The organism is Pseudomonas kitaguniensis (assembly GCF_049199985.1).
GTDB classification, from domain to species: Bacteria; Pseudomonadota; Gammaproteobacteria; order Pseudomonadales; family Pseudomonadaceae; genus Aquipseudomonas; species Aquipseudomonas kitaguniensis.
The window spans coordinates 1-13,825 of the sequence record NZ_JBLZPT010000004.1; the positions used below are offsets into that span (position 1 = coordinate 1).

Sequence of the window (13,825 nt, forward strand, 5' to 3'; positions counted from 1 at the left end):
CTCCACAAGCACCCACACGAATTGCTTGATTCAGTTGTTAAAGAGCGGTTGGTTAAGATCTTTCGTCTCAACCGAGGCGCGCATTCTACAGCAGCCTCATTTGCTGTCAAGTGATTATTTTCAGAAGTTTTCGAAGAATTCTTCAACAACTTCAACCACTTGCGCTTCCGATCTCTCGTTAGCGGGAGGCGAATTCTACAGCGTTACACGCTGCTGTCAACACCTCTTTTTCTCCGCTTTCGACCGAGAAGATCGAAACGTTAATAGAGCCAAACAACACCGCCCTACCAACTCCTTCTGGGCTTCGATGAACTGAAGCAACCCGCTGTCAAATCTCGCATAACTCTTTGTTTACCAAGGAGTTTTTCGTTTCGACTGCGCCGGAAGTGGGGCGAATTATAGACGTCCAGAATCTGCCGTCAACCGTTAATTTGAACTTTCTGGCAATAAGCCCAAAAAACCAGAAAACCCGCCTATATAACCAGTGCACGAGAGATTGTTGAGCAATATATTGCTCATTGCTGATCGCTTAAGCATCATAGCGTCTTCTGCTTCTCTATATATAACCTCGGACGAACGCCTTTAATGACCACCCCACCCCGTGCCCTGGCCTCGGCATTGTTTCCTGTCGGCCTGCTGCTGATCGCCATGGCGTCCATCCAGTCCGGCGCCTCTCTGGCCAAAAGTATGTTCCCCATCGTCGGCGCACAGGGCACGACCACCCTTCGCCTGATTTTCGCCAGCGTGATCATGCTGCTTGTATTACGCCCGTGGCGCGCCACGCTGACAGCCAAGTCGCTGCGTACCGTGGTCATCTATGGGATGGCCCTGGGCGGCATGAACTTCCTCTTCTATATGTCGTTGCGCACAGTGCCCCTGGGCATCGCGGTAGCGCTGGAATTCACAGGGCCACTCGCCGTCGCCCTTTACGCGTCGCGCCGAGCGGTGGACTTTCTATGGATTGGGCTTGCGGTCGCAGGTCTTCTGCTGCTGATCCCAACGGGAGGTACCAGCAGCGGTATCGACTTGACCGGTGCCGCCTACGCCCTGGGCGCTGGCATTTGCTGGGCGCTCTACATTCTGTTTGGCCAAAAAGCCGGCAACGACAATGGCGTCCAAACCGCAGCCCTCGGCGTAATGATCGCTGCCTTGTTTGTTGCGCCAATCGGCATCGTTCACGCCGGCGCCGCACTGCTGACGCCCGCATTGATCCCGGTTGCAATCGCAGTCGCGGTACTCTCCACAGCCTTGCCCTATACCCTGGAAATGGTCGCGCTCACGCGCCTTCCCGCGCGCACCTTCGGCACCCTGATGAGTATCGAACCTGCATTCGGTGCGCTTTCCGGGCTGATCTTCCTGCAAGAACAGTTGTCACTCGCGCAATGGATGGCCATCACCTGCATCATTCTGGCCTCCATCGGTGCCACCCTGACGATGCGTAATGAATCGAAACCATTGGTGCCGGCCGACTGATGATGGTTAAAAGGTAGCGCTGGTATTTGGCGCCCTTTTAGGCCATGTTTAGGCCGTAAACGAAAGTCCTGCATGGAGAATTTCGACAGGGACAGCTGAACTACAACCGAGAGCGAGTAGAGCCTGCTTCGAGCCTTTTTGCGAAGCGGCTATTAAGGATAGTAATGAAGCAAATTTTGATACTGTTAATGGTCGTGAGCATTGTTGGCTGTGCTGCGACCACCAAGACAGAAGTGAAACGGGGCAAAAAAGGACTACACATCAACTGTTCCGGGCTGTCCTCCTCCTGGGACCAGTGCTACACCAGTGCAGCAAGCTCATGTGGTACCAAGGGTTACCGGGTTATTGCCAAGTCAGGTGACAATTCGGAAGAGCCTGGTGAGTACCCCTTCGGCCTCAACCCTGCCGGCTACACCAGCCGCAGCATGATTGTCATCTGTAAGTGAACGCCCGAGCAGTGCATTCCCGGCTGCTCCGCCCTTCTTGAAGGTATATGACAACGGCCCGGGGCCAAGCGTACGGCGACTATATCGCCGAAGCCCAGGCCCAAGCCCCTGAACTGCAGCCGATCAAATAGCCGCAGTACGCACCTGCAACCATTCCAACGCTGCGCCATTGAGCAACGGGCTCAGACGCGTACGCACTTCGGCGTGGTAAGCGTTAAACCATTCGCGCTCGTCCGCCGTCAGCAACGACGACTCCAGGCAACGGGTGTCGATCGGGCACAAGGTGAGGGTTTCAAACGAGAGGAACTCACCAAACTCGGTCTTGCCCGCCTCACGGTTCAATACCAGGTTTTCGATGCGCACCCCCCAACGGCCCGGACGATAAGTGCCCGGTTCAATCGAGGTAATCATCCCTGGCAGCATCGCGGTCTGCGGCGCCGCGGCGGCTTGATACGCGATCACCTGCGGGCCTTCATGCACATTTAGGAAATAGCCTACGCCGTGGCCGGTGCCATGGCCGTAGTCCACGCCTTCGGCCCAGATCGGCGCACGCGCAATGGCATCCAACAGTGGCGACAGAATACCTTTGGGGAATTGCGCACGGGACAAGGCAATCACGCCCTTCAGCACCCGCGTGCAGTCACGCTTCTGCTCATCAGTTGGCGTACCGATCGGCACCATCCGCGTAATATCCGTGGTGCCGCCCAAGTACTGGCCGCCGGAGTCGATCAGCAGCAAGCCATCGCCTTCGATCACCGCGTGTTCTTCTTCGGTGGCATGGTAGTGCGGCATCGCACCGTTAGCGTTAAACGCGGCGATGGTGTTGAAACTCAGCGACACATAATCGAGGCGACGTGCTCGCGCCGCGGTCAGGTGTTCGTCGATGGTCAGCTCGGTAATGCGTTCGCGGCCCAGTGCACTCTCCAGCCAAGCGAAGAATTCGCACAAGGCGGCGCCGTCCTGCTCCATGGCGTGGCGGATATGCTCGGCGTCCGCCAGGCTCTTGCGGGATTTGGCGAGGGTGGTCGGGTTCAGCCCTTCAACAAGCCTGACGCCCGAATCGAGGTTTTCCAGCAAACCGGCGGTCACGCGTGCCGGATCAACCTGCACGCTGGCACCCGACGGCACGTTGCGCAGCGCATCCGCCACTTCGCTGTAGTCGCGCAGGGTTACGCCATCCTGCTCCAGCACCGCGCGCAGTTCAGCGTCGACTTTGCTCAGCGCCACAAACAATGTGGCCAGTTGCTGGTTGATCAGGGCAAAGGACACAAACACCGGATTAAACGACACATCGCCGCCGCGCAGGTTGAACAACCAAGCGATGTCATCCAGGGTGGCGATGAAGTGCCAATCGGCGCCTTTCTCTTTCAAGCTTGCGCGCAAGGCCGCCAGTTTCTCGCCACGGCTGACGGTCGCTTGCGGGGGCAGATGCGCGTAGATCGGCTGGTTGGGCAAGCTTGGGCGGTCGCGCCAGACCTCGTTCAGCAGGTCGATATCAGTGCGTAAGCGCGCGCCGCGTTCGGCCAATTTGCTACCCAACGTACGCGCCGACGCCACGGCCATCACCGCGCCGTCCACCGCGACTACGGCGCCCTCCGGCGTTTGCTCGGCGAGCCATTCCAGCGGGCCAGGTTGGCCTGGCTGCAATTTCACCAGCTCGATACCACTGCCCTTGAGTTCCTTTGTCGCCTGCTCCCAGTAACGACTGTCGGCCCAGACACCGGCGAAGTCAGCGGTGACAATCAGCGTCCCGACCGACCCATGAAACCCCGACAACCATTGCCGGCCCTGCCAATAACCCGGCAGGTACTCGGACAAATGCGGGTCGGCCGACGGCACCAGCAAGGCGTGAATGCCCTCGCGGCTCATCAGTTCACGGGTATTGGCCAAGCGCTGGGGAACTGATCCATGGGGCAAAGGCTGCGTACTCATTGTGTCTCCTGCTAACCACTGATAGTTGTTATAGGTTGCGAATAATCGGGTGCGAATCAGACGGCCCAGAACGCCGGTGCACTGGCCAGCGCGGCTTTGATCAACTGCACGGCCTGGTCGATGTCCTGTTCGGTGGTAAACCGGCCCAGGCTCAAGCGAATAGTTCGACCGGCGCTGCGCGCGTCATGCCCCAGCGCCAGAAGCACGTGCGACGGCGCGTTGCTTGCCGAGTTACAGGCAGAGGTCGCTGAAAAAGCCATACCCGCGCTCAGTGCGGCTGAATTGAACTCGCCTTCGCTGAACGTCAGGCTCAAGGTATGCGGAATACGCTGCGTAGGGCTGCCGTTGAGGCGCACACCGCCAAGCGTGTCCAACTGATCCAGCAAGCGTTGGCGCAACGCCACGATCACCGCTTTCTCTTCGGCAAACGACTGCGCTGCCAACGCGAACGCCGTGCCCATACCGGCAATCTGGTGCGTCGCCAGCGTGCCGGAGCGCAACCCGCCCTCGTGGCCGCCGCCGTGAATCTGCGCCAGCACTTTGTGTTGCGCCCGAGGGCCGACATACAGCGCGCCGATACCTTTGGGGCCATACAGCTTGTGCGCGGAAAACGACATCAAATCCACTGGCCATTCAGCCAGATTGATGGCCACCTTGCCCGCGCCTTGCGCCGCGTCCACATGCAGCAACGCGCCGTGTTCACGTACGCGTGCGCCGATGCCGCGGATGTCGTTCAAGGTGCCCAGCTCGTTATTCACCAGCATCAACGACACCAGAAAGGTGTCCTCGCGCAGCGCTTGCGCCACCGCCTCGGCGCTGATCAGCCCGTCGGCGTCCGGCACCAAATAGGTCACGGCCACCCCGGCTTCCTGTAACTGCCGCGCGGTGTCCAGCGTGGCCTTGTGTTCGATCTGGCTGGTGATGATGTGCCCACCCGTCACGCCACTCTCAAGGCCGCGCGCCTGGGCGACGCCCTTGATCGCGAGGTTGTTGGATTCGGTGGCGCCGGAGGTCCAGACGATCTGTTCGGGCTGGGCACCGACCAACTCGGCCACCTGCCGACGTGCCTGTTCAACCGTTTGCCGGGCCGCCTGGCCGAACGCATGGGAACTGGACGCAGGGTTACCGAAATTGGCGTTGAAGCCCAAACACTCGACCATCACCTGGATGACCCGCTCATCCACCGGCGTGGTGGCGGCGTAGTCGAAATACAGCGGACGTTTATTCATGACGTTTAAGACTCGCAGAGCATATTCCCGAGAGCAGCGCCTCAGGCGGCATCGACCGGAACAGAGGTCGTCAGGTTTAACCGATCGAATGCCATTAAAAAAGACCACTTTAGGCAAATGTGCGTAGGAACGCTCCTGAAATTCAGCTTAACAGGCTGAAGTCGCTGAATGGCAAACAAAAAGCCCGAGGTTCCTTAAGGGAGACCTCGGGCTGATTGCCGCTGAACGCCGACTCAACTGGGACGATCATGCAGAGCCACGCTGCGTTCGGCGTTCATTTCGCCTTGGCGATCAAAACTAAACGGCTGCTGTGGCTGGCGGGTCAGTACAGCACGCTGCTGTTGATATTCATCAAACGACAAGCCTCGACGGCTCAAGGCTTCGAGAGCCAATTGCGTGGATTCTTCAGCGGTGTACGGGCGCAGTTCAGGCGATGCGTGAGTCGCACACCCTGCGAGCACGGAGCTGGCAACTAAAAGCGAAACAGCGAGAAAGCGGTTCATCGTGAAGGCCCTGCGAAGGAGGTTTGAAGTCAATGAGCACAGGCTACTCCCGCCGCTTCACGCTGAAAAATCATCGCCCGTGATAGTCGCTATCAACCGTTCAGGCCTCTTCGATACCGAAGCACTTATATTCAATTTAGATCTATAAATATGGAAATACGTTCGTTTACGGAATAAACGCAACCCTCTATAACTGGCGACACAGAACCCACACTGTTCGCCACGCAACTGTTGCACTGGCAACAGTCATTCAACAAAACACCAGACACCCAACAGCTTAAATTTTCAACAGTGAGTCTGCAGCCCACGCCAATCGGGGCTTTGAGCCGTTGGTACAGCTCTTGCTCAATCGGTTCCACCTCACTTGTCACGCACCACTGTTGAAAAAGGAACTGTTTATGACCCGTCCCCTGAATGTGGTTGCCGTCTCCGGCGGAACCTGGCGCCCGTCGCGAACCCTGGTACTTACCCAAGCGGTGTTGGCCGAACTCGCCAACGTGCTGCCGATACAGACCACGCTGATCGAACTCGGCGATATTGCCCGACCTTTAGGCGGCGCACTGTCGCGCGATGAGCTGCCGGCGGAGGTCGAAGCGCAACTGTTGGCCATCGAACAGGCGGACTTGCTGATTGTCGCCGCGCCAGTGTATCGCGGCTCTTACCCTGGCCTGCTCAAACACCTGTTCGACCTGATCGGCCTAAACGCATTGATCAACACGCCGGTGCTGTTGGCGGCGACCGGTGGCAGCGAGCGCCATGCGCTGGTGATTGATCACCAACTGCGTCCGCTGTTCAGCTTCTTCCAGGCACTGACCCTGCCAATCGGCGTGTACGCCACCGAAGCCGATTTCACCGACTACCAAATAACCAGCGAGTTGCTAAAAGCCCGTATTCAACTGGCCGCAGAACGTGCAGCGCCTTTGTTTGCCGCGCACTCCCCTTCGCTGCTGAAAATAGCCTAAGGATTTGTCATGGATGTTTTCTGGTTTCTGCCAACCCACGGCGACGGTCATTACTTGGGCACCACCCAAGGTGCACGCCCGGTCACCCTTAATTATCTGAAGCAAGTTGCGCAAGCCGCTGACAGCCTCGGTTACTACGGCGTGTTGATTCCCACCGGACGCTCGTGCGAAGACTCGTGGGTCATTGCCTCGGCGCTGGTGCCGCTGACAGAACGCCTGCGCTACCTGGTGGCGATTCGCCCGGGCATCATCTCGCCTACGGTGTCGGCGCGCATGGCCGCAACACTGGACCGTTTGTCCAACGGCCGCCTGCTGATCAACGTGGTGACCGGCGGCGACCCCGACGAGAACCGCGGCGACGGCAGTTTCCTCGACCACAGCGAACGCTACGAAGTCTCCGACGAATTCCTGCAGATATGGCGCCGCGTGTTGCAGGGCGAATCGGTAAATTTCGAAGGCAAACACCTGCGTGTGCACAACGCCAAGGCACTTTACCCACCGGTGCAAAAGCCTTATCCGCCGCTGTACTTCGGCGGCTCCTCCGACGCCGCCCATGACCTCGCCGCCGAACAGGTGGACGTGTACCTCACGTGGGGCGAGCCGCCTGCCGCCGTTGCGGAAAAACTTGCCGATGTACGCGAACGCGCCGCACGCCACGGGCGCTCCGTAAAGTTCGGCATTCGCCTGCACGTGATCGTGCGCGAAACCGAAGAAGAGGCCTGGAAGGCCGCCGACAAACTTATCGAGCACATCAGCGACGAAACCATCGCCGCCGCGCAAAAGTCTTTTTCGCGCTTTGACTCCGAAGGCCAGCGACGCATGGCGGCCTTGCACGATGGGCGCCGCGACAACCTGCAAATCGCGCCAAACCTGTGGGCCGGCGTCGGCCTGGTACGCGGCGGCGCAGGTACGGCCTTGGTGGGTAACCCTCAACAAGTCGCCGAGCGCATCAAGGAATACGCAGACCTGGGCATCGAAAGCTTCATCTTCTCCGGCTACCCGCACCTGGAAGAGGCGTATCGCTTTGCCGAACTGGTGTTCCCGCTGTTGCCCGAACCCTACGCGAGCCTTGCCGGGCGCGGCGTCACTAACCTCACTGGCCCGTTCGGCGAAATGATTGCCAACGATGTACTGCCCGCGACGAATAAAGCCTGAGAACACTGACAGTCGCTCAATAGTGAGGAACACCGCGTGACAGCCAAACCCCACAGCGTCCTGCCATCGCCTTTGCAGACCGCCAAATTGCTGGCCGCCGAGTTCGCCGTCAGCGCCGTCGAACGCGACGAGCGCGGCGGCACCCCCAAAACCGAGCGTGATGCCTTGCGCCAAAGTGGCCTGCTGGCCCTGAGCATTCCCCGCCAATACGGTGGGCTCGGCGCGCGCTGGAGCGAAACCCTCGGCATCGTGCGCGAATTCGCCAAGGTCGACAGCTCAATTGCCCACGTCTTCGGTTTTCACCACTTGATGCTCGCCACCGTGCGCCTGTTTGCACGCCCGGACCAATGGCAGCCGTGGTTTGAACAAACCGCGCGCAAAAACTGGTTCTGGGGCAACGCCCTCAACCCGTTGGATACGCGCACAGTGGTCAAGGATTTCGGCGGCTGGCGCGAGTTCTCCGGCAAAAAGAGTTTCTGCTCCGGCGCCAGCGATTCAGAAATGCTCATCGCCTCGGCAGTGGATGAAAACGCCGGCGGCAAGCTGTTGATCGCAGCCATCCCCAGCGGGCGCAGCGGTATCACCTTGCACAACGACTGGAACAACATCGGCCAACGCCAGACCGACAGCGGCAGCGCCAGCTTCGAACGGGTGCGCGTCGAGGAATCGGAATTGCTGCTGGACCCCGGCCCTTTGAGCACACCCTTCGCCTGCCTGCGGCCACTGATCGCGCAGTTGACCTTCACAAACATGTTTCTCGGGATTGCCGAAGGCGCCTTTGAAGAAGCGCGCGATTACACGCTGACCGAAACCCGTTCGTGGCACAAATCCACAGCCGTCGACGTGCGCCAGGACCCTTACGTATTGCACCACTACGGCGAATTCTGGGTGGCTTTGGAGGGCATGCGCCTGCTGGTGGAGCGCGCTGGCGAGCTGCTCGATCAGGCGTGGGCCAAAGGCGCCCACCTCAGCGAACACGAACGCGGCCAACTGGCGATTGCGATTGCCACGGCCAAAGTCGCCGCCACGCGTCAAGGCCTCGACCTGTGCAGCCGCCTGTTTGAAGTCACCGGCGCACGTTCAACCCACGCCTCGCTGCGCCTGGACCGCTATTGGCGCAACCTGCGCACACAAACGTTGCACGACCCGGTGGACTACAAACTCCACGAACTCGGGGACTGGGCGTTGAACCAGTCCCTGCCGATTCCGACGTTCTACTCCTGAGAGAGGTGCCCATGCAGCTTTTAACCCTACCGCCCTCGCCCGCCCTTGCGACCTCGATACGCGCCACGGCGCAGGTCTTCGAAGACCCGAAATCCCAAGCGCTGCTCGACCATATCCAGCAAGTGGCACCCAGCGAAGCCAGCGTGCTGATTATCGGCGAAACCGGCACCGGTAAAGAGCTGGTGGCGCGCCATATTCACAACCTCAGCGCGCGGCGTAACCGGCCGTTTGTGGCGGTCAACTGCGGGGCGTTTTCTGAATCGCTGGTGGAAGCCGAACTGTTCGGCCATGAAAAAGGCGCCTTTACCGGCGCCCTCAGCGCCAAGGCCGGGTGGTTTGAAGAAGCTGACGGCGGCACCTTGTTCCTCGATGAAATCGGCGATTTGCCGATGGCGATTCAGGTCAAATTGCTGCGCGTCCTACAGGAGCGCGAAGTGGTGCGTCTGGGTTCGCGCAAGAGCATTCCTATAGATGTGCGCGTACTCGCCGCGACCAATGTGCAACTGGAAAAGGCCATCAACGCCGGGCACTTTCGCGAAGACCTCTACTACCGCCTAGACGTGGTCAGCCTGGAACTGAGCCCGCTGCGCGAGCGCCCCGGCGACATCCTGCCACTGACCCGGCATTTTATTGAAGCCTATAGCCGGCGCCTGGGCTACGGCGCGATCACTATCAGCCGCGAGGCCGAGCACAAACTCAAAAGCTACAGTTGGCCGGGGAATATCCGCGAGCTGGAAAACGTGATTCACCATACGCTGCTGATCTGCCGTAACGGCGTGATTGAGCGCGACGACCTGCGCCTGTCCAACATGCGCATCGAGCGTCAGGACGACAGCCAGCACGGCATCGACAACAGCGCCGAAGCGTTGTTGGCGCGGGCCTTTCAAAAGCTCTTTGAGGAACAAGCGGGCGCCCTGCATGAAAAGGTCGAAGACGCGCTGTTGCGCGCAGCCTACCGTTTCAGCCATTACAACCAAGTGCACACCGCCAACCTGCTGGGCCTGAGCCGCAACGTCACACGCACGCGGCTGATCAAAATCGGCGAGCTGGCGGTGAACAAGCGCAGGCCCGGAGAAAATCTGCAGGGCGAGCGGATGCTGCACCTATCCATTTAGGCGGCAGTGCAACGCGTTGTCATGGCTGCGCTCAAAACTGCGCAGCACCTGGAACGAACCGAAGGTCACCGCTGTGGCCTGGTGCGTGCGAATCAGCCTCCAGAAGTCTTCCGCGCCCTGCTCAAAGCCCTTAAAGGCCGCCTCGCCGTCCTCGCGCGAACGCCATTGCAGGTAATTGAGCACCCGTCGCCCGTCATCGCTGACCTGCACGCTCGCGTTAATAAAGCCGCGATTGCCATGCGCCAGGCGCTCGCTTTGGATGGACAAGGCCGCCACCAGAGCGAGTTGCTGCCGAGGCTCGATCTGAAACTCGATCAACTGCGTAAAACCGCGACTCTTCTCTAATATCTGCATGAACACTCCCCTTTCTCTGTAGGCAAAATCTTGCGATCCAATGCAGCGCAGGGTAAAACCTCTAGTTAAGTCGAGGTCAAGTGTTGATTCGGGGGCGTGCATGCTGAAAAAAGAACTTACCGTCGGCCAGTTGGCCGCCCGCAGTGGCGTCGCGGTTACCGCCCTGCACTTCTACGAGTCCAAGGGGCTGATCAAGAGCAATCGTAATGCCGGCAATCAGCGGCGCTATCCACGCGATGTGTTGCGCCGCGTGGTGGTGATCAAAATTGCCCAGCGCTTGGGCATTCCGCTGGCGACGATTGGTGAGGCGTTGCAAACCCTGCCGGACGGGCGCACGCCCACCACGCAAGATTGGGAGCGCTTGTCGGCGCAATGGCGAGAGGATCTGGATGAGCGCATCAACAAATTGTTGCTGTTGCGCGACAAGCTCAGCGGCTGTATCGGCTGCGGGTGTTTGTCTTTGCAAGCCTGCCCGCTGCGTAATCAGGATGATCAACTTGGCGAACACGGGCCAGGGGCACAGTTGTTGGAGCCCTCTGCATAACTCAGTGTGCAAGCCCTTTGAGGTAGGCACCCGCTCAGAGGGCAAGGCCTGATCCACCCCTTGCGGCGAGGTGGGTTGCCACAAGGCGGCCGGTAAATCGATGCGAGGCAAGCCTGAAACATTTTCTTTCATGTTTGCCTTGGGGTTTTGCGTTTCTCATCCGTCTTAACTTAGATACAGCCAGTCGCGTCAGCAAAAGCTACGACCGGCCTTTTCCGGGCCACCTTGCCCCCTCCGATCAAGACCCGCATTCACATGTCGAAGAAGTCACGCTCAAAACTTTGGTTTCTCGTACACAGTTGGCTGGCATTGCCCATCTGGTTTTTTGTGCTGATCGTCTGCGTCACCGGCACGCTGGCGGTGGTCAGCCAGGAAATCGTGTGGCTGGCCAACCCGGATATACGCGCGAGCAAGCCGTCGGATAACGCCGAGTTGCTCAGCTATGACCAGGTAATCGCTGCCATCAAAGGCGCCGAACCCCAGGTCATCGTGCAGTCCATTGTGCGCCCGGATGAAACGCACTTCGCGTTGAGTGTCGACCTCAGCTACCCGGACGGGCGTTCCGTGGAGGTCTACGTTAACCCCTACACCGGCTCGATCCAGGGCATCAGCCCGTCCTTCAACTTCAAACAATTTACCCGCGCGCTGCACGGTTGGTGGTTGGTGCCGTTCACCAATGGCTTCAGTTGGGGCTGGTATCTGGTCTCGGCGCTTGGCTTGCCGCTGCTGGCGTCGCTGGTGACCGGGCTGGTGGTGTACAAGCGTTTCTGGAAGGGTTTTCTGCGGCCAACCCTGCGTATCCGCCACGGCGCGCGAATCTTCTGGGGCGACTTCCACCGCCTGAGCGGTATCTGGTCGATCTGGTTTATCGCGGTCATTTCGATCACCGGCACCTGGTTCCTGATCCAGGCGATCCTCGGCGATAACCAGATTTCCATCTCCAGCGAACCTGTGGTGCCGGTGATTGCGCGGGAGAAAGTGCCAATGTCTGCACCCGGCGTGCCTGCGCCGATGATCCCGCTGGACGAAGCGATCAAAATTGCCAACCAGCGCATCCCGGGGCTGGATGCCAGCTTTGTGTTCCTGCCCCTCAATGCCTACAGCCACCTGCAGATTGGCGGGCGCGGCTGGTACCCGTTGATGTTCCAGACGGCGCAACTCAACCCCTATAGCGGCGAAATCGCTGTGTCGCATTTGCTCTCCGACCGTTCGACGCTGGAGTTCGTCACCGAATCCATGCGCCCGCTGCACACCGGCGACTTTGGTGGGCTGTGGATCAAGCTGATCTGGGCATTTTTCGGCCTGCTGCTGAGCATGATGGTGTTGAGCGGCCTGCTGATCTGGACCAAGCGCACCGCGCTGGCCACCCTTAATGCATTCAAGCGCAGCAATAAGATGCAGCGCCAACCCGCAGCCATACCTGCAATGCACGCTGAAACCACGGAGGGTAACTGATGAGCAAGGTCGCCGCTGCACCCTCACCGTCGCCGCTGCGGGCCTTTTGGCTGAAATGGCGGTTCCATATCAATGTACTGCTGTTGCTGGTGCCGCTGGGTTTTATGCCCAAATACTTTGCCGACGCTGCGCTGTTTCGCGGCGACACCGGCATCGGCGAGCGGGTCGCCGGCGAGGTCAAGGTTGGGCCATGGAGCCTGACCCTCGCCGAGTTTCGCATCGAAGGCCCGCGCCCGGACCCGGCTGGCCCGATGAAATTTTTCAACGCGGCCCTGTGCGGTGCCTGCGCCGGGGAGGTCAAGGCGACCTACTTGCGTATCGGCAAACCGCGCAGCCTGCGCGCCGCCGGGGTGATCTTTTTTGGTACGCCCTACCGCATGGGCGCGTTGCTGCCGGTGCCTGAACGCACGCCAGCGGATGCCGAACTGTGGGTGACCATGGAAGGCTGGGACGGCACGATGCACCAGGGTTCCATCCCGCTGAGCCAAGCCTCGCCCGCCACCGTTGACTGGTTGAACAAGCAAGGAGTCAAACCATGACGTTAATGCGCCTGACCCGCGCGCGCGTGTGCGCCGCGCTGTTGCTCACAGCCGGTTTCAGTACCCCGGCGCTGGCCCACAACCCGATGTGCGAATGCAAGGAAATCGCCGGCGAACAGATCCAGTGCACCGGCGGTTTCTCCGACGGCAGTGGTGCGCCGGGGGTGACGCTGGACGTAATCGGCTACGACGAAACCATCCTGCTGCCGGGCAAACTCGGGCAGGACTCGACCCTGACCTTCAAGAAACCATCGGCCGAGTTCTATGTGCTGTTTGACGCAGGCCCCGGTCATGTCGTTGAAATCGACCAAGCGGACATCCCTTCTCAATGAGTACCACCCAGGTTGTACGCCCCGCCGGTGCCGGCCACGAAACCCTCTATGTGCTGTTGTTATGCCTGATCATCCTCGCGGTGTCAGGCACGGTGGTGGCGCTGCACGCTGAAACCCAAACCGTTGTCGCCGTGCCCAGCCACCAGTTGGACGCGCGCCGCGACCTTAGCGCCGCCGAGCAAGGTATCTACGCCGATCTGCGGGTGACGCTGGATGAAATCCAGCTGTTGCAACAGGAGCAAAGCGCCCTGCCGCCGCCTGAGCAACTGGCCGAAGAGGGTTTCGCACCGTTTGCCCAAGACGCCAGTTCGGTCAGCCGTGGCAACCATCGCTGGCAGTTGCTTGAGCCTGCGGCCTACCTCGGCCTGAGCCAAGCGCCCGGCACCAGCGGCTCGCTGCTGATGCGCGTGCGCGGCGCCGAGCCAGACATCTGGCTCAACCGCCAAGCCAACCCTGCGGCCCCCTCCGACCTGACTGACCCGGCGCTGATCGCTGCCGGCTGGCGGCAGGTCGTCGCGCAATTCGATGCCGGCGTCACCCGCCAGCAGCGTCACTGAAGGAG

At 60.0% G+C, this 13,825-nt stretch carries 15 protein-coding genes; 11 read left to right on the forward strand and 4 right to left on the reverse strand.

Going from position 1 to position 13,825, the window contains the following annotated elements:
* The first annotated feature begins 585 nt into the window (after positions 1-585).
* Together rhtA and ACOZK9_RS07105 are read left to right on the forward strand one after the other, a co-directional pair.
* Complete coding sequence (gene rhtA / locus ACOZK9_RS07100) at positions 586-1,473, forward strand: threonine/homoserine exporter RhtA (protein WP_122252253.1); 888 nt, start codon at positions 586-588, stop codon at positions 1,471-1,473.
* Positions 1,474-1,637: 164 nt separating this feature from the next.
* Positions 1,638-1,919 carry a hypothetical protein gene (locus ACOZK9_RS07105; RefSeq protein ID WP_058413564.1) on the forward strand — a complete coding sequence of 94 codons (282 nt, stop codon included), beginning with the start codon at positions 1,638-1,640 and terminating at the stop codon, positions 1,917-1,919.
* Between the two features lie 123 nt (positions 1,920-2,042).
* On the opposite strand, the gene ACOZK9_RS07110 is transcribed toward ACOZK9_RS07105, so the two are convergent.
* From ACOZK9_RS07110 to ACOZK9_RS07120, 3 genes are all read right to left on the reverse strand, one after another.
* A complete protein-coding gene (locus tag ACOZK9_RS07110) occupies positions 2,043-3,851 on the reverse strand; it encodes an aminopeptidase P family protein (RefSeq protein ID WP_421555513.1) in 1,809 nt (602 codons plus the stop codon).
* A gap of 56 nt (positions 3,852-3,907) precedes the next feature.
* Positions 3,908-5,080, reverse strand: a complete 1,173-nt coding sequence (locus tag ACOZK9_RS07115; protein ID WP_152746557.1) for a cysteine desulfurase family protein — start codon at positions 5,078-5,080, stop codon at positions 3,908-3,910.
* Positions 5,081-5,313: 233 nt separating this feature from the next.
* A complete protein-coding gene (locus ACOZK9_RS07120) occupies positions 5,314-5,583 on the reverse strand; it encodes a hypothetical protein (protein WP_421555514.1) in 270 nt (89 codons plus the stop codon).
* A gap of 398 nt (positions 5,584-5,981) precedes the next feature.
* On the opposite strand from ACOZK9_RS07120, the gene msuE reads away from it, so the two are divergent.
* From msuE to ACOZK9_RS07140, 4 genes are read left to right on the forward strand one after another with little or no spacing between them, the layout of a single operon-like run.
* Positions 5,982-6,545 carry an FMN reductase gene (gene msuE / locus ACOZK9_RS07125; RefSeq protein ID WP_122252249.1) on the forward strand — a complete coding sequence of 188 codons (564 nt, stop codon included), beginning with the start codon at positions 5,982-5,984 and terminating at the stop codon, positions 6,543-6,545.
* A 9-nt stretch (positions 6,546-6,554) separates the two neighbouring features.
* Positions 6,555-7,700, forward strand: coding sequence for an FMNH2-dependent alkanesulfonate monooxygenase (gene ssuD, locus ACOZK9_RS07130; RefSeq protein WP_099238210.1), 1,146 nt, complete (start codon positions 6,555-6,557; stop codon positions 7,698-7,700).
* 36 nt (positions 7,701-7,736) lie between these two features.
* Complete coding sequence (locus ACOZK9_RS07135; protein WP_421555515.1) at positions 7,737-8,924, forward strand: acyl-CoA dehydrogenase family protein; 1,188 nt, start codon at positions 7,737-7,739, stop codon at positions 8,922-8,924.
* An 11-nt stretch (positions 8,925-8,935) separates the two neighbouring features.
* Positions 8,936-10,039 carry a sigma-54 interaction domain-containing protein gene (locus tag ACOZK9_RS07140; protein WP_122252245.1) on the forward strand — a complete coding sequence of 368 codons (1,104 nt, stop codon included), beginning with the start codon at positions 8,936-8,938 and terminating at the stop codon, positions 10,037-10,039.
* Here ACOZK9_RS07140 and ACOZK9_RS07145 read toward each other — a convergent pair.
* Positions 10,028-10,393 carry an antibiotic biosynthesis monooxygenase gene (locus ACOZK9_RS07145; protein WP_152750297.1) on the reverse strand — a complete coding sequence of 122 codons (366 nt, stop codon included), beginning with the start codon at positions 10,391-10,393 and terminating at the stop codon, positions 10,028-10,030. The genes ACOZK9_RS07140 and ACOZK9_RS07145 overlap by 12 nt on opposite strands.
* 100 nt (positions 10,394-10,493) lie before the next feature.
* Between ACOZK9_RS07145 and soxR the strand changes: the two genes are divergently transcribed.
* From soxR to ACOZK9_RS07170, 5 genes are all read left to right on the forward strand, one after another.
* The gene (gene soxR / locus ACOZK9_RS07150; protein WP_058413555.1) at positions 10,494-10,937 is read left to right on the forward strand and encodes a redox-sensitive transcriptional activator SoxR; all 444 of its coding nucleotides are present in this window, start codon (positions 10,494-10,496) and stop codon (positions 10,935-10,937) included.
* 255 nt (positions 10,938-11,192) lie between these two features.
* Positions 11,193-12,392 carry a PepSY-associated TM helix domain-containing protein gene (locus ACOZK9_RS07155; protein ID WP_421555516.1) on the forward strand — a complete coding sequence of 400 codons (1,200 nt, stop codon included), beginning with the start codon at positions 11,193-11,195 and terminating at the stop codon, positions 12,390-12,392.
* The gene (locus ACOZK9_RS07160; protein ID WP_122252239.1) at positions 12,392-12,931 is read left to right on the forward strand and encodes a thiamine pyrophosphate-binding protein; all 540 of its coding nucleotides are present in this window, start codon (positions 12,392-12,394) and stop codon (positions 12,929-12,931) included. Before ACOZK9_RS07155 ends, ACOZK9_RS07160 begins: the two co-directional genes overlap by 1 nt.
* Positions 12,928-13,263, forward strand: a complete 336-nt coding sequence (locus ACOZK9_RS07165) for a hypothetical protein (RefSeq protein ID WP_058413552.1) — start codon at positions 12,928-12,930, stop codon at positions 13,261-13,263. The genes ACOZK9_RS07160 and ACOZK9_RS07165 overlap by 4 nt, the downstream gene beginning before the upstream one ends.
* Positions 13,260-13,820, forward strand: coding sequence for a DUF6162 family protein (locus ACOZK9_RS07170; RefSeq protein WP_122252235.1), 561 nt, complete (start codon positions 13,260-13,262; stop codon positions 13,818-13,820). The genes ACOZK9_RS07165 and ACOZK9_RS07170 overlap by 4 nt, the downstream gene beginning before the upstream one ends.
* The last annotated feature ends 5 nt before the right edge of the window (positions 13,821-13,825 follow it).